The following is an 18,126-nucleotide window of genomic DNA, read 5'->3' as shown; positions in this document are numbered from 1 at the left end:
CTGACGCCATAGTTAATCCGGATGTGCTCGCAGGTGCATGTCTGATTCACAGGTCCACTTGTGGTGCTCCAGCTGTCATCTTTGCTTCCTCACATCTGCTGATCAAGGTTTCTTGAAATATAAGGATTTATATGTTCCAACCTATAAATCATCCTTCTATTTCTCGCTGAAACGTCCCCGTCCTTATAAAAGGACGGCGAATCCGTTTCTACTTGCTCCGTTTGTTCTTCAGCGCCCGGTACTCCTGCTTCTCCCATTGCTTCAGTGAAGGGTAAGGATCGAAGGCCCATTCGGTCATACCGCGGTCCTTGTAGATTCCATAATGCAGATGGGGAGGGAATTTACCCTGGGTTCCCGGATTTCCGTAGCCTGAGCTGCCTACCCAGCCAATCGTCTGGCCCGGAATGACCACATCGCCCCGGGATACCGATTTGTCATAACCGGTCAGATGGGCGTAATAATGGTAACGGTTGTCGATATCGCGAATACCGATTCTCCAGCCGCCATAACGGTTCCAGCCTTTGGTCTCCACCAGTCCGTAACAGGTGCTGCGCACCGTCAGGCCATGGGGTGCGAACAGATCGGTGCCTTCATGAATTCGCGCGCCGCCCCAGCTCCGTCCTGTGCCCCAGGTGCTGCGGTAGGAATACATGGTTCCCAGCGGCAGCGGAAAAGCATTGCCACTCAGATCCAGCCGCCCGAAATGCTCATACAGCTTGGCGAACTGGGTGATCCGCTGGGAGGCGCGTCCGCTATGGTAATATTCCCATACGCCAATGCTGAAATCATTGGCGTTGATTCCGTATTTCAACAGGTGTCTGGCTAAGCTATACAGCACATCGGCATCGTTCGACGAGTCGGCGATCCCATCACCTGAACCATCCAGTCCCAATCCGCCGAAGAAGCCGATAGTAGCAGGAGAGGTATCCTGCTGGTTGGGATTCAACGGACCGGACCATATGGGAGGCGGCACCGCAATAGCTGTAAGGCGGCTATTCTCTTCTGCAGCTGCGCCTTTTTTGGCAATGGTGCGTTCATACTGGTCGATGGCTGCGAAGCGGAACCAGGGAATGCCGGTAGTTGCACTGATCTGCTGGTAGAGCTGCATCCGCGAAGCAGCGGCAGCCTTAGCGGCATCGGCAGGTGGACTGACCTGCGGCTTAGGTGCTGCCGAACTCTGCGCCGCTTCGGCAGCGGGAACACCGCCGGTGCTGCAGAGCATGGCCGCCAGTGACCCGATAAGCAGGTTTCTTCGGAGCTTGTAGGTAACGAAATGGGTCAGCATGAGAACAGCCTCCTTTGGAAGGGTTGCAGAAATGGATGATGAATCTTCATTCCCTGCAGATATAAGCTATAGATTGAAGCAAAACGACAGTTTTTATCCCTGCTTCCCTTAAGATTCCAGCACAAGCGATGCTCAGACACGGCCTATTTAAGAAAATATAAAGAAAGCATAAAAACAGGCAATTGCAGGCTGTGCATGCTATAATATGAGGCAGCAACTTTACAACTGCAGTCTAAGTTCAGCCGAAAGCGGGGTATACCACTTTGACTAATAAGAGAGCCAAACAGCCCAAGCCAGACTGGATCAAAATCAAATTAACGACCGGTGATAACTACCAGGACATCAAAAGCATGATGCGTTCCAAAACTTTACATACCGTCTGCGAAGAAGCGCGGTGCCCGAATATTTATGAATGCTGGGCAAATCGGACGGCAACCTTTATGATTCTGGGTGATATTTGTACGCGCGCCTGCCGTTTCTGTGCGGTGAATACAGGATTGCCGACAGAGCTGGATCTGCAGGAACCGCAGCGGGTAGCGGAGGCGGCAGAGGGGATGAATCTGCGTCACTGTGTAGTCACGAGCGTAGCCCGTGATGATCTCAAGGACGGAGGGGCAGCGATTTTTGCCGAGACCGTAGGGGAGATCCGCAAGCGGCTTCCGCTCTGCAGTGTCGAAGTGCTTATTCCCGACTTTCTGGGCGACCGGGACAGCCTTGCGATCGTCATGAACAGCAATCCTGACATCCTGAACCACAACATTGAGACGGTTGAGCGGATGTCGGACCGGGTGCGCGCGCGTGCCAAGTACCGTAGATCCCTGGAGCTGCTGCGCAGAGCCAAAGAGATGAAGCCAGAGATTCCTACCAAATCAAGCATCATGCTTGGAGTAGGTGAGCAGTGGGATGAGATTCTGCAGGCTATGGATGATCTGCGGGCAGTGAACTGTGATATATTGACGTTAGGCCAGTATTTGCAGCCGTCTGACAAACATCTTCAGGTGGAGCGGTATTACCCGCCCGAGGAATTCGCGCGTCTTAAGGAAGAGGGCATGAAACGCGGGTTCAGCCATGTGGAATCCGGGCCGCTTGTTCGCAGCTCGTACCATGCGCATGAACAGGTCAAATCGGCTGCAGGGAACCGTGAAGAACGCTCGGTTATCAGTTAAACAGTACATCATTTTGAAAGGCAGGCGACCTGAAGCTTGATCGTTATAGGCGGAAAAGGCTATGAGCTTATGTTGGATCATAAGGACGGTTGGAATCCTGAGGCATTTCGCGGGAGATACAGCGAGGTGCTGGACCGTTATGATTATATTATTGGAGACTGGGGTTACAGCCAGTTGCGCTTGAAGGGCTTCTACCGGGACAACCATCCGAAGGTAAACCGGGATACGGCGATCTCGGGCATGGTTGATTATATCAATGAATACTGCAATTTTGGCTGCGCATATTTTGTGCTGCATAAATTGAAGGAGATTCCTCTGGAAGGAACTTTTAAGGACATTCTGATCAAGGAAATTCCTGAGCCTGTGGAGATGGATGAGCTGTCCGCAGAGTCTGAGTCCGGTGAGGCGCCAGCTCCTGTGAAAGAGAAATTCAGCAGGGAGAACGCCGGCAAGCAGGGCCAGAAACGTTCGTTCAAGGACAACGCCGTCAAGGACAATACGGGTGCGGGCAAGGATAGACCGGTGAGAGAGCACCAGAGCCGCAATCACCGCGGCAAGGATGCACAGGGCAAGAGATCGAAGGATTATCAGGGCAGACCGCCGCAAGGCCAGTCCCAGAAGCCGCAGGGTGCCCAGAACCAGCCGAATCCGAAGAATCAAGAGCCCAAGAATCAGGAATCCAGACAACAGGAGTCCAGGAATCTGGAACCGAAGCAACAGGAGCCGAAACAGCAGGAATCGAAACAACAGGAGCCTAAGCAACAGGAGCCTAAAGAGTAAACGGGACCCAAGCACATACAAAAACCAGCAAACCTCCCTACCGGAGACTTGCTGGTTTTTTGTTTGATTATTTGTTTAGTATCCCATAAGTGCATTTTGCTTTATTTTACGGCAAGCTTCAACAGATTCTGAGCCGCATTATAGCTCCAGGTCAGCTGTGGAAACTTCTTGCTGAAGGCACTCAGCTCAATGTAGCTCCCCTGATTCTGGTATAGCGCATCCTTGGAAGCGAGGCTGAAGCCGGACGTGGCTCCTGCGCCGTTCGTAACGATAACTTTCTTGTTCTTGGCATCCCAAGTCACTTCGCCCTCCACAAGTGCGGTTAGCACCCGGGAAGAGGCATAGGTCAGATTTCCTTTGCGCACCAGTCCCAGATTGCCGGCAAAAGGAATGCCGTTAAGGCTCATGATATGATTGTCGCCTGTGGCTTCAATACTGCTCATGCCGGCGATCTGCATCGCAGTGATTAGCTGGGCGGCCGAGCCTTCCACCTTGATGTCCGGGGCCAACCCGATATGGTTGAAGTCTTCCTTATTCGGCGTCAGATATTTATCCGTGGTCAGCTTCAGCATGTCGCCATTGGAGATGGGCAGCAGGCTCTGAATGCGGGCTTTGCCGAATGAGGTGGTTCCTACAACCGTAGCCAGCTTATTGTCCCGCAGCGCGCCCGTAAGCGCCTCGGCGGCACTGGCTGTATTGGCGTTGGTCAGAATCACAACGGGTACGCCGATCTTGCTGCCCTTGGTGATAGTTACCGGCTTCAATGTGCCGCTGTTGTCCGCCGTATACATCATTATGCCCTTGTCCATGAAATGTTCGGCAATATCCACGGCCGCATCCATGTATCCGCCGGGATTATCGCGCAGGTCAAGCACCATGGACTTCATGCCCGCAGCCCGCATCTTGTTAAGCGCGGCAACAAACTCAGTGCCTGCCGTTTGCGTGAAGCCGCTGATGGTCACGTAGGCGATTTTGGGACCGACCATGGAAGAGGTTACCGAGATGGATGCAATCTCACTCCGGGTTACCTTGAACGATTTGGTGACCTGGCCCCGCTGAACCAGCAGCGTGACCTGGGAGCCTGCAGCCCCGGAGAGCTCATCGCCTGCGGTATCTTGAATCCGCACTCCGTTAATCTTCAGAAGGCTGTCGCCGCGTTTCAGGCCGGCTTTCTCGGCAGGGGAAGCAGCGAATACCTCTTCGATGTACACCTCATTGGCCGTGTACTGAAGCCTCACGCCAATTCCGACATATTCAAGATCGACCTGGTGTCCGAAATCAGCGGCCTCCTGATTGTCGAAATATACGCTGTAGGGGTCTTCAAGCGTGTTCACCATGCCGTCAATGGCTCCCCGGATCAGCGTATCCCGGTCAACCCCTGACAGGTTATAGGTTTCAAGATTGTTCAGCACCTCTTGCACGAGGTCCAGGTCCGTAGCGGCCTGCTCTTCACCGGCAGCAGAGGCTGCCGGTGTCAGGATGATTGATAAGGCCAGACAACCGCTGAGGAAGGCGGTTAATACTTTATTCGATTTCATGTGTACATACATCCTTTGTATAATATTGTAGGAAGTGGGATGATTACTCGAATAGTTTAGAATATATTATTGAAGTCATCGATGGTCCAGGAGCCGTTGTCGCTTTTGGACAGAATAAAAATATTGCCCTGCTCATAGGTTTGGGAGTCACCGGACTCCTTGGCCGTGTTTTCGACATAAATGGCCGCGTTCTTGTCGCTATAATAATAAATATTGGTGACGCCTGTAGTATAAGTAATGTCGTATGTGGCGAAGAAGTCCTCCAGATTTGCTTGCGCGGAAGCATCATATTCCTCCCCGTAGGAGGTCATGGCCGCCATTACGCCTGCCGGGCTCTGGTCATTCAGGGATTTGTAATACTGGTTGATCGTAGCCTTGATGGCGTCCGCGTCAGCCTGAGGTACGGTCACACTCTTCATGGCTTCTTCCCGCGTGAGCAGAATTTTGCTGTTCTGGGATTCTACAGAGGATATTCTCCAGCCGTCCTTCTCACGGATCAGCGTATACAGGTACTCATCCTCCTCATCGGGAGTATACGGACCACTGACCCGGCGCAGCGATTCTACGGCGTATATCGTAGCTTCATTTGGCTTCAGATCGATAATCTCGAAGCTTTCGATCGTGCTTTTGAGATTATATTCCTTAAAGGAGGCGTCCAGGTCGGCAATGGCTTCAACGTAGGTTTGTGAGGAATCCATCAGGGAATAGAATTCTTTGGCTTTCTCCTCATTGAAATATTGGTTGGACAACGTGATCAGCGCCTTGATAGCGGCCTTGTCTTCCGCAGTGGCCTGCTTGGTTGTAATCTGGACACTTTGGCTTGCGGGATTCCATACTGCCGTGCCACCGGTCGCTTCAGCGATGAAACGCAGCGGAACATAGGTGGTGCCAGCTGAGGATACAGGTACGGCGCTCAGCGTTTTGGCGATTCCATTCACGGTTGCCCGACTGTTTCCTACCTTAAGCGAGACGGACAAGTCGGCACTTGTGCCGGTCACTGTGGCCGTTGCTGGGTTCCATAACACTTGAAGTCCAAGCTGCTCAAAGATCACCCGAAATGGAACCAGCACAGCATTATTCTTCAGATAAGGAGAACCTGCCGGGAAGGAAACCTTGCTGCCGTTAATGTACACAGCAATAGGCTTGGCAGCAGCAGAAGCGGGAACAGCCAGCATCAGAGCCAGCAGACCTATGCTTAAGATCGATAAAATTTTTCTCAACAGTGTTCTCTCCTTTAATATGTAACGTTTTGTAAAATAGCCTCATTATACCATTCGCTTGGTGTCCAGTCTATCCAATCATGTCAGCTGTACTGCCTAGTTGGGTAAAAAATATTACAGCGCAGAAAAGACCGGGAAACTACGTTCTCCGGCCTTTATCCTGACTGTGCAGGGTTGGGTTATCTTGCAGTGCAGCTCTTTATGGCAGAAGCTTACTTGCCTTGCGGCCGCCGCTAGACGAGGAAAGCTTCACGCACGCGGTTCCAGAACGGAAACGGACGGTATCTGGCGAAGCTGATCTTCTTGTCCGACACCTGGCAGCGAACGGAGATCAGATCATCGACTGGGATGTTTACATGATCCACGGTGAGCAGCAGCCTTTGTTCCTTGCGAGAGAAAATATCGCAGTGGTGGTGCTTGGGCAGCAGTAGTGGCGAACCCATGGTACGGAATACACGGTTGTTAATCGATGCGATTTCAGAGATCTGCAGGGCTTCAATGGAGGGATGCACCATGGCTCCGCCAAGGCTCTTGTTGTATGCGGTGCTGCCTGATGGTGTGGAGACACAGATTCCGTCGCCCCGGAACATCTCAAAGGTAACATCATTAATGTCAATCTGAATGACGACAGTACCGTCAACCCCTTTAAGGGTGAACTCATTGAGAGCAATATGGGAGGTAGACCCCGACTTCTTGTGGATCTCCAGCTCCAGCAGCGGATATTGCACCATTCGCGCCTTATGCGGCTTGGCATCTCCTATGCCGCACATGTAATCAATCAGGGTCGGCAGCTCTTCAGCCTGCCAATCGGCATAGAAGCCCAGATGGCCCGTATGCACACCAACGAAGGCCAGATTCGGAATCTGGTCAATAAAGGTGTGAAAGGCATGGAGCATGGTCCCATCGCCCCCGATGGAGATGACAATCTCCGGAGATTTGGCATCAAGCTCCAGGTTACGTTCTGCCGCCAGCTTGTGAAATTGCTCCGCAAGTTGGATAGACAGTTCATCACCGCGGTCCAGAACATAATATCTCAAGATGTATGAGCTCCTTTGTATAATTCAGTCATACACCGATCATAATCAATCTGGGCACGGAACACAATATTTACAGCTATAAAAAGAAAAGCGGCCAGGGGAATCCGTTCAGGCAGACTTGCCGCTGCTGCGAAGCTTCTGCAGCCAGGCGATGCCTGGCTGCAGAAGCAGCGACAGCAGCAGTGCAGCGGCCAGCAGGACCCCCAGCAGGGCCAGCCTGGCCGCGAAGCCGGAAGCGGCGGGATTCATCCCTGCCGGAGACAGGCTTAGCCAGGTGGGCAGCGGAGCGCCCATAACAGGGCGCCAGAGCAGCAGCACGGCTGCTGCGGCGAGTACGGCATGCATCAGGCGCGCTGCCATGAACGGCAGATAGCGCAGCCCGGTGCCGTTCAGGATGCTGGCCACCTGGGCATGCACCGACAGGCCGCCCCAGGAGAGGATGAAGGCGGCTGCAGCCACCTTGAACTGCAGCGGGATGGACCGCGCGGCTTCGCCTGCCAAACGCGCCCCCAGTGTAACCTCGAAGAAGCCGCCGGTCAGCGCCGGCCCGAGCGCGGGCGGAAAGCCTGCCGCGGAGAGCAGCCATCCCGCGAAGCCAAACAGCCCGGACATGATTCCGGCACGCGCCAGCAGCTCCATCAGTACATTGAAGAATACAACCAGGCCTCCTACGACAATAATAAGCTGTAATGAAGACTGCAAAGCCCCGTTCAGCAGCTCGCCGAGACTGCGGCCATCCCTGCGGCGGGCTTCTGCCATTGAAGAGAGGGCCGTGCGCAGCCTTCCGGGACTGGAGGGGGGTGCAGTGACCGCTTGTTTTTCGGTTGCGTGCAGTGTTCCGGCAGGCTGTTCTGTACTTGCTGTGGCCGCCGCCTCTTCCTTGCGTCCATGGAAGGACATCAGCAACCCGACAAGCAGGCCGCTGCCGTAGTGGGAGAGCGCAAGAATCCAGCCGAGAGATGCGTCATGGAAGAAGCCGACGGATACTGCCCCGAGCAGAAAGATCGGGTCGGATGAGGTTGTGAAAGCGACCAGCCGCTCCCCTTCAATGCGGTTGACAAGCTTCTGCTCACGCAGTTTGGCCGTTAGTTTTGCGCCAATCGGGTAACCTGAGACATAACCCATGGCGGCAACGAAACCGCCGCTGCCCGGAATGCCGAACAGCGGACGCATCAGCGGGTCCAGCAGGGCACCGAACAGGTGAACCACACCGAGTCCCAGCATAATTTCAGAAATGACGAAGAAAGGGAAGAGGGAGGGGAACAGCACGTCCCACCAGACGGTCAGCCCGCGCAAGGCAGCGGCCAGCGAAGCCGCAGGATGGATCAGCATAAGCCCCATGCATGAGGCCAGAACGAGCGCGAGCAGCAGGCCGCCCATTTTTCTCAGGTTCATAAGCAACGCCTCCTGGTCTATGCTTAGATGTATGCCAAAAAGGGGACAAACAGCACACAAAAAAGCGGACAAACCCTATAAAAAACAGGAGGAAACGCTTTCAGAAGGCGATGCAATTCTCCTGAAATTATGGTAAAATAAAATTAATTAATGCACACCTCTGTTATATCGATAAATAGGGATGGAGTGATGGTGATGAGTGTAGTAGCCGGAGTTCTGGTTTGTGCTTTTGTATATGTAATCCGGGTCGCTCTCGTTCCTCCAGGTGATGAGGACTTTCGGACCTATTGACAATATGTTTAGTACGCCAAACTTTGTTTGGCGTATTTTTTTGAAATAGAGAAAGTATAAGTTCCACCTGAACCTTAATTCTTCTATTTCCCGCAGAAACGGATGTCGCCTCTTGTTAGAGGACGACGAAGCCGTTTCTTCTTGAAATAGAGAAAGTATAAGTTTCACCTGGTACTTTATTCTTCTATTTCCCGCAGAAACGGATGTCGCCTCTTGTTAGAGGACGACGAAGCCGTTTCTTCTTGGTATAATAAAATAACATTCAACTGTACACCACGGAGGAGCTGATAAGTTCAAATGAATTCCAATGAGAGTATATTTGAGAATCTGGGGGGCGCTGAGGGACTTCACCGTCTGGTGGAAGTTTTCTATGCCAAGGTTCAGTTGCACCCGCAGCTGGGTCCGTTGTTTCCTGAAGATATCACCCCGGTTCTTGAGAAGCAGTACCAGTTCCTGACACAGTTCTTTGGCGGGGGGCCGCTGTATTCCGAGCTTCATGGTCATCCAATGATGCGGGCGCGTCACATGCACGTGCCGATTACCCCGCAGCGAGCTGAGGATTGGCTGCTGTGCATGAAGGAAGCTCTAGAGGAGACCGGGGTTGAGGAGCCGCTGCGTTCTTTTGTGCTCAGCCGTCTTGCGGGTCCTGCACATCATTTTGTCAACATGCCCGTGGAATAGCGAGAGGTTGATTGTGAAAGGAATGAAGGCTTGTGCCAGAATTGATTCCCTTGTACTCGATTAAAGTGAAATGCTGTAACTGCGAGCATGAATTTACCACCTCGCGGGTAAGACCCAGCCTCAAAAAAGCCGTGCGCCGCGATGCCGACTTCTGCTCCTATTACAAGGCGGAGAATCCGGATTATTATGTGGTGCGTGTCTGTCCGGAATGCGGCTTCGCTTCGACTGAGAATTCTGCGGAGCAGCTCTCGGAGCAGCAGCGCAAGGCGTTTACTGCTCAGGTGGGCAGGCGCTGGAAGCCGCACAGCTTCGGCCTGGAGCGCAACTGGGAGACGGCGCTTGAGACGTACAAGCTGGCGCTCATCTGCGCCCAGAGTATTAATGACAAGGACCGTATCATCGCCAGTCTGCTGCACCATATTGCCTGGCTGTACCGGTACCGGGGCGAGACGGAGCAGGAACAGCGCTTTCTTAGCTATTCCTTGGATGCTTACATCCGAGTGTATGAGCGGGATGGGATCAACGGCAATGATGCGCGGCTGATGTATCTGATCGGCGAGCTGCACCGCAGGACCGGTCAACTCGCCGATGCCGTGAAGTGGTTCTCCCGCCTCATCAACGACCAGAAGATCGTCGACGCGGCGATGATCCGCGCAGCCCGGGAGCAATGGGCTGTCCTTCGTGAACAGATGCGCGGGGAAGAAGGTCTGGATTCGAATGGAATGAACTCTGCTACCTGAAGAATAACAGGCACGGGGAACAAGCACAGAAGCAATACTTGCAAGCTTCTGTGCTTGGGTGAATGATGATCCATACCGCGGCTGGTTTTCGAGAGACAATCAGCGGACAGCACGGTCAAATAACAGATAGTCGGCATCGTTGTCGATTACCGTAGGACTTGCACTGCAGCAGGGAAAGACCAGCAGTTTTTTCTTACCGTCCCGCACGCTCTGCAGCTCTTTCGGCCGCATGGGAAGCAGTACGTTCTCCCGGTCGCAGAATGGGCAGGAGAGCACATACATATCTCCCAGAATGATGTCATAAGGCCAGGTATGGCTGAACGGGATCATTGCGGTTCCTTGTCGCTGGCCGGGGAGCTGTCGTTTGCGTTAACATCCGGTGCCGTATCCGGCTTGCGGGACAATTCAGCTATTTTTTGCAGCAAAATATGTTGAGGCATATGCATTAAATGTTCCAGGGGAACGCCCAATTGCTTGGATAAGGCTACGGCCGTTTCTGCGGAGATTTGCAAAGGTTTCATCTGGAAATCCTCCTAAAAGTTTAGTCAGCATCAGCTGCATGGAGCAGGTATTCACTTTATCATGGCTAAGGGCCAATTTCAAAGCAATGCACCAAAATTAATTGAAGGAATGGTGACAACATATGAAGCAACCATTATCACTGACATGGGAACTGGAAACCATCTATGCAGGTGGCTCATCTTCTGCGGAGCTGGAGAGCTTCCTGCAGCAGCTGGATCAGGACATCGAAAAGCTGCGCGGGCAGGTGAAGGACAGCGTACCTCCTGCAGATGCGGAAGCAACCAAGGCGCTGGACCCTGTAATCGAGCTGCTGCAGAGCTGCGCAGGACGATTGGGAGAAGCTTCACAGTTCATAGATTGTCTTGGAGCCCAGAACCAGCAGGATAAGGGAGCGGTGCGACTCTCCTCCAGAGTGACGGGTATGCGTGCTGCCTACGAAGGGATCACCTCCCAATTCGACAATCTGCTCCGCCAGACGCCGGATGACGTATGGGAAGCCTGGGTGAACCGGCCGGAGATTGCTCCGATTGCTTTTGTCTTGAATGAGAGCCGTGACCTGGCCCGTGAGAAGATGAGTCCGGAGCTGGAGATGCTTGCGCTGGAGCTGGCGGTGGATGGATACCACGGCTGGAGCGACCATTACGAAACCATTGTCAGCTCGATCAGAATCCCGTTCGAGGAGGACGGTGAAGAGAAGCTGCTGTCAGTCGGACAAGCGGCAAACAAGCTCGATGACGCTGATCCTGAGGTGCGGGCGCTGATGTTCCGCAAGTGGGAAGAGGCCTGGAGCGGTGCTGAGGAATATGCTGCTGATACACTGAACCATCTTGCGGGCTTCCGCCTGAACCTCTACAAGAACAGAGGCTGGGACGATGTGCTGAAGGAGCCGCTCAGCATTAACCGCATGTCCCAGGACACGCTGACCACCATGTGGGATGTAATTATCCGCAACAAGCCGGTGCTGGTGTCCTACCTGGAACGCAAGGCGAAGCTATTGGGGAAGGATTCCCTTTCCTGGGTCGATGTAGATGCGCCAATCGGCAAGCTGTCCGGCAAAATTCCTTATGATAAGGCTGCCGAGGATATTGTCGAGCAATTCCGCAAGTTCAGTCCCAAAATGGCGGAGTTTGCCGAACATGCCTTCGACAAGGATTGGATTGAAGTGGAAGATCGTCCCGGCAAACGGCCAGGGGGATTCTGTGTTTCTTTCCCGGAGAGCAAGGAATCACGCATATTCATGACTTACAGCGGCACGGCATCCAACGTTTCGACATTGGCCCATGAATTGGGGCATGCCTATCACTCCTACCTGCTAAAAGACCTGCCGGCATTCAGCCAGAACTATGCCATGAATGTTGCTGAAACGGCCTCCACCTTTGCTGAAATCATCGTATCCGATGCCCAGGTTAAGGCGGCAACGGATGTTGAAGAGAAGCTGGCACTGCTGGAAGTCAAGATCCAGAACAGCATAGCTTTCTTTATGAATATTCACTCCCGTTTCCTGTTTGAGACCCGCTTCTATGAGAAGCGCAAAACAGGATTGGTCAACGCCGAAGAGCTGTCAGCGCTTATGGTGGAAGCGCAAAAGGAAGCCTTTTGCGGCATATTGTCTGAATATCACCCCCACTTCTGGGCGGCCAAGCTGCACTTCTATATCTCGGACGTGCCATTCTACAACTTCCCGTATACAGTAGGGTATATGTTCAGTACCGGATTGTACCGCTTGGCCCTGCAGGAAGGTCAGTCCTTCGCTGACAAATACGACAGTCTGCTGCGTGATACCGGCGTTATGACATTGGAGAATCTCGTACAGAAGCATCTGGGTGTCGATCTGAGCCAGCCGGACTTCTGGCAGGGGGCGACCGATCTGATGGTAGCCGATATTCAGGAATTTCTGGAGATGACAGAGCAGCTGGTGTAACAATTGTTCGAATAAAGACACATTATGTCCTGTTAATGTACAAGTGATTTGTGCAAAATATGGTATTAATACGCAAAGACCCCTGGATCAGGGGTCCTTTTTTATGGGTATAATGTCGAAATTGCTCATTTTAAAGTGGCATATATACAATGAAATGCTGAATCCTATGCATTACTAGGAATAAACACCCATTTATGTTGAATAATGTTGATGACATGTAAACGTTACCCTATAATGAGCCATAAGCCTTATATAAGTGGGACTAGGCGACATCTATATTAGTTATTTTGTCGAAGTATGAATAAATGCTTACGAAGCCAGTTTTGTATGCAGTATCTCGAATGGAGCTTAGGCTCACAAAACTAAGCGTATGCTTACGAAGCCAGTTTTGTACGCAGTATCTCGAATGGAGCTTAGGCTCACAAAACTTTTAGGAGGATACATATGCTAAGAACGGAACAGCTATCGCTGGCAAGACAGATGGATTTGGTGTTTAAAGAGCTGCAGGAGGAATTGTCAGGATTGTCTTCCGGCACGGTGTTTGTGCAGATCAGAAACAACGTGGTTGGCAAGTTTGGAGTCCGCCACAATCCGCTGTCCGGCCGCAGCGGGACGTTTGCCGCAGAGCCGCAGGGGTTAACGGCCGCGCAGCAGTCTGCGTTCAGGCTGATGGCCCTGGAGAGCCTGAAATATAAACGGCGGTGGACCCACGGAGAGATCAGCTATGAATTTGCAGTCCGCCAGGAGATGATTGTTGTGGATGCCACACTGGAGTCGAATTACAACATGGCCAATCTGATGATCCGATATCCGCGCAGCGCTGAAGGTTCAGACTCATCCTACGGCTGAGATTATAAATACAGTTAGAGTTCTGCATAAGTAAAAAGCCCCCCTCCGCTTCGGCGAGAAGCGGGGGAGGGCGTAAAGCTGCTAGCACTGGCAATTGGAATGCCAGACCTGATCAAAATACTAAAATGATGCTGCTAGTTCGAACGACCGGATAATTGTTGCTCTGCCAGCTGTACGAGACGTTTGGTAATATAACCTCCCAAAGATCCGGTTTCGCGGGAAGTGTAGTTTCCGTAATACCCGTCTGCTGGAATCGTTACTCCAAGCTCTTGTGCTGCTTCATATTTCAACTGCTGCAGCGCTGCAGTCGCTTGTGGAACGACCAGGTTATTGGAACGGCTGCCACGACCTTGGCTTTGACCTGCTTGACCCATGTTTGTCACCTCCTTCGCCCGTTGTGAAGATAGTATGAGCGCTCGGGGGTGAATTCATGCACGGATTCGAAAGTTTAGCAGGATGGTAATTTTTAGTTGAATGGATGTGTGTCACAATGCAAGAAGCGGCCTTTCCTGCCCAGGCAAAGAAAGACCGCTTCGTATATACTCAAGCATGTTCTTAATCAGGATAGATCATCTGCAGGGTAGTGGACAGCTCAAGGGTCTGACCCGGCTCTATAGTCAGCAGACCGGTAAGGGAAACATCATCTGAGACATTGGGCGCATCGGGCAGCCAGGTATAAGGCTCAATGCACAGGAATTGTTCGGCTGGTCCTTTGGTATACAGTACCCAGTGGCGGAAGTAGCTATCATCCGCGCTGTAGCGCAGTCCATATCCGTCATCCCTCAGCAACAGCGCTTCAACAGCCTGCCCATGTACAGCGCGCAGAGCAGTGTCAAGGTCGGTTCCTTCCAGGCTCATCCCCTCGTTTAGTGCTTGAAGCTTATCCAGTGGCAGAAGCCTGCCGCTTGGCAGCAACTCTTCGTTCAATTCATAGATGCTGGCTACAGGTAATTGGAGATTCCAGCGCGAAGGTTCTCCGTCGAGCATAAACCAGGTATGATACCCCATCCCGAAGGGGATACGTTTGTCTCCCAGGTTCGTAACCTTCAGTAGCTGCTTAAGTCTTCCATCCTGCAGCCTGAAGGTCATCTCAAACTTCAGCGGAGCCGGGAACTGCTCCATCCAGTGCGGATCATCTTCCGTGCGGAATTCTGTAGTTACCGCGCAACCATCTTCATCTTCTTCAATGTCGCTGACACACCATGATTGGGTGCGGTGCAGTCCATGAATGTGATTGTCACCTGCTGTGTTGCGGTCGAATTGATAGCTGGTGCCGTCAAATTGGAACTCTCCCTTGCGGATTCTACCGGGCGGAACCAGCAGCGGAATGCCGAAATGATAAGGTTTCTGCTTATAAAAAGCTATATCCTTCTCATCGGGCTGCCGCAGAATGTGCCGGTCTTGCCTCAGATCCTTAAGTGAAATCACGTTGTTCCCGAGTCGCGGCAAAAGCGTGACTTCCAGCTCGCGGCTGTGCAGAATATAGGTGTCATAGCCGCCCCACTGCCCTTTGGTCACCTGTTTCATGAGCTTTGCTCCTTTATCAATAAGCTTTAACTTTATTCGGATGAAGACATGGATACCCTTATCATACCAGTTTATCTCACGCTCGTTAAGCCATTTGACAACTTCTGAAGATGGTTCTATGATAGATGAAATATGGAATGACAACAATGTGATGACAGGGACAAGTAGACAGGAACTGAACCTCCAGAAAGCCGGTGGCTGATGTGAACCGGCGGGACACTCCTGCTTGAATGGACCCTTGAGCGCCGCGCTTGAACGGGCAGAAATGTCCTGGTAGACCGGCCGGTTCTTCCCCGTTACAGGAAGACTAAGGCTGCCTGATCCGTAACTTGCGGGCATGCAGCGAATAAGGGTGGTACCACGGTCTCACGTCCCTTGCGGATGTGGGTTATTTGGCGTTCCCGGACATAAATTATTCAGTACAATGGAGGTCTTCAGCATGGTCAAAAAAATATTGTCGGGCATCCAGCCCAGCGGCTCGCTTACACTGGGCAATTATATCGGTGCAATTAAGAATTATGTGAAGCTTCAGGATCACGTAGAGAACGAATGTTACTACATGGTCGTTGACCTGCATGCGGTAACGGTAGCACAAGAGCCGGCCGCGCTGCGCGAGCAGTCAGAGTCAGTGGCGGCGCTGTATATTGCCGCCGGAGTGGACCCTACCCGCTCCAATGTGTTCATGCAGTCGCATGTGCCGCAGCATGCAGAGCTGGGCTGGTTGATGACGACGCTCACCTCGATGGGCGAGCTGGAGCGGATGACCCAGTTCAAGGATAAATCCAGCGGCAAGGATTCGGTCGGCGCAGGGCTGTTCGTCTATCCTTCGCTGATGGCGGCAGATATTCTCGTCTATAATGCCGATCTTGTGCCGGTTGGAGAAGACCAGAAGCAGCATTTGGAACTGACGCGTGATCTGGCAGGGCGCTTCAATCACCGGTATGGTGATTTCTTCACCATTCCAGATCCGCTGATTCCGGAATTTGGGGCACGGATTATGTCCCTGGAGGACGGAACCAAAAAAATGAGCAAAAGCAGTCCGAATCCGGGCAGCTACATTGCGCTGCTGGACCCGCCGGATGTAATCCGCAAGAAAATCAGCCGCGCAACCACTGATTCCGGCAGTGAGGTGCGTTTCGATACAGTCAACAAACCTGAGATCAGCAATCTGATGGTAATCTACGCGGAATGCGCTGGTATGACTCTGCAGCAGGTGGCCGACCGTTACGAAGGCCAGATGTACGGCGGGTTCAAGAAGGAGCTTGCCGCAGCCGTGGTGGCGACGCTTGAGCCGCTGCAGCACAAGTATCATGAGATCCGCAGCTCGGGCATGATCACCGATATTCTGGCTGAAGGTGCGGCCAAAGCCCGGGTTGTAGCAGCGGAGACACTCAATGGAGTCAAGGAGCGGATGGGCTTCCTGCCTTACCGTTAAGAGGAACGCTCGCCGGGTGTTTCCTGGCTGCGTCTGCGTCTCGCCTTGACGACAAAGCCCCAGCCTATATTCATTACACAGATCAGCCCTACCAGAAGCGCCAGCCAGATATTATAGCTGATGAGAATGGAAGCGGCGGTAAGCATGAGAATCGAAGAGGCGGCAAACCATAGTGAAAGTCCTTTGCCCATAATGGCACACTCCCTTTGTCATAATGAATTAAAACAATCAGTCAGAGGTCCCGGAGCGGTATAACAGCTCCGGGATTTTTGCTAAATATGAATATAAGAATTTATAGGTTTCACGCCATAAATTATCCTTATATTTCTCGCAGAAACGGATGCCTGAAAGCGATACGTAGTATCGCTGCTTCGGAAGCATACGCTTTGCAGAGGACGGCTAAGCCGTTTCTTCTTGCTTCTCCAAAGATGGAAACGCTTTAGATAGATTGTGCCCTATGGCGTTAAGGGAGTCAAGACTGCAGCAAAGAGCCCGGTGTCTTCCGCATCTTATCGCAGAGAGCCGGGCTTCAGTGTATTTATCAGGTTTGGACCGGCTTACAGCTTCATTGAGTCGGGATCCATGGCAAACCGTTCGTCCAGCTTCTCACTGCTCAACCACCCTACATAGGTGTTCAGAGGCTGGTATTGATCGTCCATGACCAGAACAGCGACGAACGGAAATTGCTTGCGGTGTAAATAACGCACGTCTCCCCAGCGTACAATATAACCGGAGGACAGCTCCTCCACTTCTGCCACAGCGTAAGAGGTAAAGTACAGGAAAGCCTGGATGTCGGGATGAGCTTTGGAATGCTCCACAGCCGGATGCTCTGAGGACACGGCATGCTTGACCCATTCCAGTCGTGTATTGCTCAGATGGCCGACATTATAGCTGCCATCCGATTTGGCCTTGACCACATTCCAGCGTCTTGGAGAAATGGTCGGAATGGCGTAGTAACGGTCGCCTGCAGCATGATGCACATCCTTAAGTCTGATATTGCGGGTGACGCGCATATGCTCCAGCGTGCGCCAAATGTAATAAAGCGCGGTGCAGGCATACAGCGTGATAAACAAAGGCGCTGGCGGAACGATACCGGTGATCCACAGTACGATGGCTGCCGTGTGGCTGCCGAATATAAACGGATCGAAGATGTGGATAATGTTCCAGGCGATCCACTTCTCAGTGAACGGCCGGGCAGCTTGTGTGCCATAGGTGTTGAACAGGTCAGAGAATACATGCACAGCTACCCCGATGAAGCTCCAGAGCGCGATATGGCTGAGCCCCTGCTGATCGGTGAACCCGAAGATCGGTCCGATTACCAGAGTAATCAACGCTGGCCACAGGATCAGGAAAGGCAGGGAATGTGTAATTCCACGGTGATTGCGGATATAGAGCGCATTATCCTTCAGACGCAGCGCTGTATCCGCATCGGGGGCCTGAGAACCCAGCACAGTGGCCAGCATTATGGCACCGGCCAGCGTCGGATTGGAGGCGACAACTGGATCAACAAAGGCAAGCCCTGCTAATCCAAGGCCCATAACGAAATGTGTAGCAGTGTCCATAGGTCAGTTCTCCTTTGTGCGGAAGTACCCTATTAATAACTACCCAATTTAAGGCTAAGTTATTTAAGGTGAAGAAATAATTATTTCACGAAATTGTCGAATTAATGAACATCTGGACCATTCATTGTCAAAGTCTTTCCCGGTTTGATATGATAAAGTTAACAGCGATATCCAATC

The 18,126-nt window shown here is 52.3% G+C and carries 18 protein-coding genes; 7 read left to right on the top strand and 11 right to left on the bottom strand.

Annotation, left to right across the window (positions count from 1 at the left end; genetic code table 11):
• Window positions 1-208 precede the first annotated feature (208 nt).
• Window positions 209-1,285 (bottom strand): M23 family metallopeptidase, encoded by a 1,077-nt coding sequence (locus B9T62_RS26325; RefSeq protein ID WP_425436605.1) that lies wholly within the window; start codon window positions 1,283-1,285, stop codon window positions 209-211.
• Between the two features lie 263 nt (window positions 1,286-1,548).
• Between B9T62_RS26325 and lipA the strand changes: the two genes are divergently transcribed.
• Complete coding sequence (gene lipA / locus B9T62_RS26320) at window positions 1,549-2,451, top strand: lipoyl synthase (RefSeq protein WP_087917995.1); 903 nt, start codon at window positions 1,549-1,551, stop codon at window positions 2,449-2,451.
• Between the two features lie 36 nt (window positions 2,452-2,487).
• On the top strand, window positions 2,488-3,231 hold the full coding sequence (locus tag B9T62_RS26315) for a YutD family protein (protein ID WP_087917994.1): 744 nt from the start codon (window positions 2,488-2,490) through the stop codon (window positions 3,229-3,231).
• A gap of 101 nt (window positions 3,232-3,332) precedes the next feature.
• Here B9T62_RS26315 and B9T62_RS26310 read toward each other — a convergent pair whose 3' ends face one another.
• The 4 genes from B9T62_RS26310 to ylbJ all read right to left on the bottom strand — a co-directional run bounded on the left by B9T62_RS26310 (window position 3,333) and on the right by ylbJ (window position 8,421).
• Complete coding sequence (locus B9T62_RS26310) at window positions 3,333-4,769, bottom strand: S41 family peptidase (RefSeq protein ID WP_157794019.1); 1,437 nt, start codon at window positions 4,767-4,769, stop codon at window positions 3,333-3,335.
• 56 nt (window positions 4,770-4,825) lie between these two features.
• Window positions 4,826-5,989, bottom strand: a complete 1,164-nt coding sequence (locus B9T62_RS26305; protein ID WP_087917992.1) for a stalk domain-containing protein — start codon at window positions 5,987-5,989, stop codon at window positions 4,826-4,828.
• Window positions 5,990-6,222: 233 nt separating this feature from the next.
• Entirely contained in the window at window positions 6,223-7,026 is an 804-nt protein-coding gene (locus B9T62_RS26300; RefSeq protein ID WP_087917991.1) for an NAD kinase, read from the bottom strand.
• A 108-nt stretch (window positions 7,027-7,134) separates the two neighbouring features.
• Entirely contained in the window at window positions 7,135-8,421 is a 1,287-nt protein-coding gene (gene ylbJ, locus B9T62_RS26295; RefSeq protein ID WP_087917990.1) for a sporulation integral membrane protein YlbJ, read from the bottom strand.
• A 588-nt stretch (window positions 8,422-9,009) separates the two neighbouring features.
• On the opposite strand from ylbJ, the gene B9T62_RS26290 reads away from it, so the two are divergent.
• Together B9T62_RS26290 and B9T62_RS26285 are read left to right on the top strand one after the other, a co-directional pair.
• Window positions 9,010-9,393, top strand: coding sequence for a globin domain-containing protein (locus tag B9T62_RS26290; protein ID WP_087917989.1), 384 nt, complete (start codon window positions 9,010-9,012; stop codon window positions 9,391-9,393).
• 32 nt (window positions 9,394-9,425) lie between these two features.
• Window positions 9,426-10,133, top strand: coding sequence for a DUF2225 domain-containing protein (locus B9T62_RS26285; RefSeq protein WP_087917988.1), 708 nt, complete (start codon window positions 9,426-9,428; stop codon window positions 10,131-10,133).
• 99 nt (window positions 10,134-10,232) lie between these two features.
• Here the strand turns inward: B9T62_RS26285 and B9T62_RS26280 are convergent, their stop codons facing one another.
• Both B9T62_RS26280 and B9T62_RS26275 read right to left on the bottom strand, forming a co-directional pair.
• Window positions 10,233-10,463 (bottom strand): hypothetical protein, encoded by a 231-nt coding sequence (locus B9T62_RS26280; protein ID WP_087917987.1) that lies wholly within the window; start codon window positions 10,461-10,463, stop codon window positions 10,233-10,235.
• Window positions 10,460-10,654 carry a YycC family protein gene (locus B9T62_RS26275; protein ID WP_087917986.1) on the bottom strand — a complete coding sequence of 65 codons (195 nt, stop codon included), beginning with the start codon at window positions 10,652-10,654 and terminating at the stop codon, window positions 10,460-10,462. Before B9T62_RS26275 ends, B9T62_RS26280 begins: the two co-directional genes overlap by 4 nt.
• A 122-nt stretch (window positions 10,655-10,776) precedes the next feature.
• Here B9T62_RS26275 and B9T62_RS26270 point away from each other — a divergent pair, with 122 nt between their 5' ends.
• Window positions 10,777-12,576, top strand: a complete 1,800-nt coding sequence (locus B9T62_RS26270; protein ID WP_087917985.1) for a M3 family oligoendopeptidase — start codon at window positions 10,777-10,779, stop codon at window positions 12,574-12,576.
• A gap of 444 nt (window positions 12,577-13,020) precedes the next feature.
• On the top strand, window positions 13,021-13,425 hold the full coding sequence (locus tag B9T62_RS26265; RefSeq protein WP_087917984.1) for an O-methyltransferase: 405 nt from the start codon (window positions 13,021-13,023) through the stop codon (window positions 13,423-13,425).
• 134 nt (window positions 13,426-13,559) lie between these two features.
• Here B9T62_RS26265 and B9T62_RS26260 read toward each other — a convergent pair whose 3' ends face one another.
• The gene (locus B9T62_RS26260) at window positions 13,560-13,799 is read right to left on the bottom strand and encodes an alpha/beta-type small acid-soluble spore protein (RefSeq protein ID WP_087917983.1); all 240 of its coding nucleotides are present in this window, start codon (window positions 13,797-13,799) and stop codon (window positions 13,560-13,562) included.
• A gap of 181 nt (window positions 13,800-13,980) precedes the next feature.
• Window positions 13,981-14,952 carry an aldose 1-epimerase gene (locus B9T62_RS26255; RefSeq protein WP_087917982.1) on the bottom strand — a complete coding sequence of 324 codons (972 nt, stop codon included), beginning with the start codon at window positions 14,950-14,952 and terminating at the stop codon, window positions 13,981-13,983.
• Between the two features lie 439 nt (window positions 14,953-15,391).
• Here B9T62_RS26255 and trpS point away from each other — a divergent pair, with 439 nt between their 5' ends.
• Window positions 15,392-16,387, top strand: a complete 996-nt coding sequence (gene trpS, locus B9T62_RS26250) for a tryptophan--tRNA ligase (RefSeq protein WP_087917981.1) — start codon at window positions 15,392-15,394, stop codon at window positions 16,385-16,387.
• Here trpS and B9T62_RS26245 read toward each other — a convergent pair.
• Window positions 16,384-16,578 (bottom strand): hypothetical protein, encoded by a 195-nt coding sequence (locus B9T62_RS26245; protein WP_087917980.1) that lies wholly within the window; start codon window positions 16,576-16,578, stop codon window positions 16,384-16,386. The two genes, trpS and B9T62_RS26245, sit on opposite strands and share 4 nt — an antisense overlap.
• 366 nt (window positions 16,579-16,944) lie before the next feature.
• Window positions 16,945-17,949: a metal-dependent hydrolase gene (locus B9T62_RS26240; RefSeq protein WP_087917979.1), complete on the bottom strand. Its 1,005-nt coding sequence runs from the start codon at window positions 17,947-17,949 to the stop codon at window positions 16,945-16,947.
• Window positions 17,950-18,126: the final 177 nt, after the last annotated feature.

Origin of the sequence: Paenibacillus donghaensis (assembly GCF_002192415.1) — a bacterium.
Lineage (GTDB): Bacteria > Bacillota > Bacilli > Paenibacillales > Paenibacillaceae > Paenibacillus_AQ > Paenibacillus_AQ donghaensis.
This window is presented reverse-complemented; position numbering and strand designations above follow the sequence as displayed.

Excerpts from the sequence above, each read along its gene's own strand:
- B9T62_RS26265 (WP_087917984.1), top strand. The coding sequence starts at position 13,021 with ATGCTAAGAACGGAACAGCTATCGCTGGCAAGACAGATGGATTTGGTG.
- ylbJ (WP_087917990.1), bottom strand. The coding sequence starts at position 8,421 with ATGAACCTGAGAAAAATGGGCGGCCTGCTGCTCGCGCTCGTTCTGGCC.
- B9T62_RS26275 (WP_087917986.1), bottom strand. The coding sequence starts at position 10,654 with ATGAAACCTTTGCAAATCTCCGCAGAAACGGCCGTAGCCTTATCCAAG.
- B9T62_RS26245 (WP_087917980.1), bottom strand. The coding sequence starts at position 16,578 with ATGGGCAAAGGACTTTCACTATGGTTTGCCGCCTCTTCGATTCTCATG.
- B9T62_RS26290 (WP_087917989.1), top strand. The coding sequence starts at position 9,010 with ATGAATTCCAATGAGAGTATATTTGAGAATCTGGGGGGCGCTGAGGGA.
- B9T62_RS26240 (WP_087917979.1), bottom strand. The coding sequence starts at position 17,949 with ATGGACACTGCTACACATTTCGTTATGGGCCTTGGATTAGCAGGGCTT.
- B9T62_RS26255 (WP_087917982.1), bottom strand. The coding sequence starts at position 14,952 with ATGAAACAGGTGACCAAAGGGCAGTGGGGCGGCTATGACACCTATATT.
- B9T62_RS26325 (WP_425436605.1), bottom strand. The coding sequence starts at position 1,285 with ATGCTGACCCATTTCGTTACCTACAAGCTCCGAAGAAACCTGCTTATC.
- B9T62_RS26270 (WP_087917985.1), top strand. The coding sequence starts at position 10,777 with ATGAAGCAACCATTATCACTGACATGGGAACTGGAAACCATCTATGCA.
- B9T62_RS26280 (WP_087917987.1), bottom strand. The coding sequence starts at position 10,463 with ATGATCCCGTTCAGCCATACCTGGCCTTATGACATCATTCTGGGAGAT.
- B9T62_RS26310 (WP_157794019.1), bottom strand. The coding sequence starts at position 4,769 with ATGAAATCGAATAAAGTATTAACCGCCTTCCTCAGCGGTTGTCTGGCC.
- trpS (WP_087917981.1), top strand. The coding sequence starts at position 15,392 with ATGGTCAAAAAAATATTGTCGGGCATCCAGCCCAGCGGCTCGCTTACA.
- B9T62_RS26260 (WP_087917983.1), bottom strand. The coding sequence starts at position 13,799 with ATGGGTCAAGCAGGTCAAAGCCAAGGTCGTGGCAGCCGTTCCAATAAC.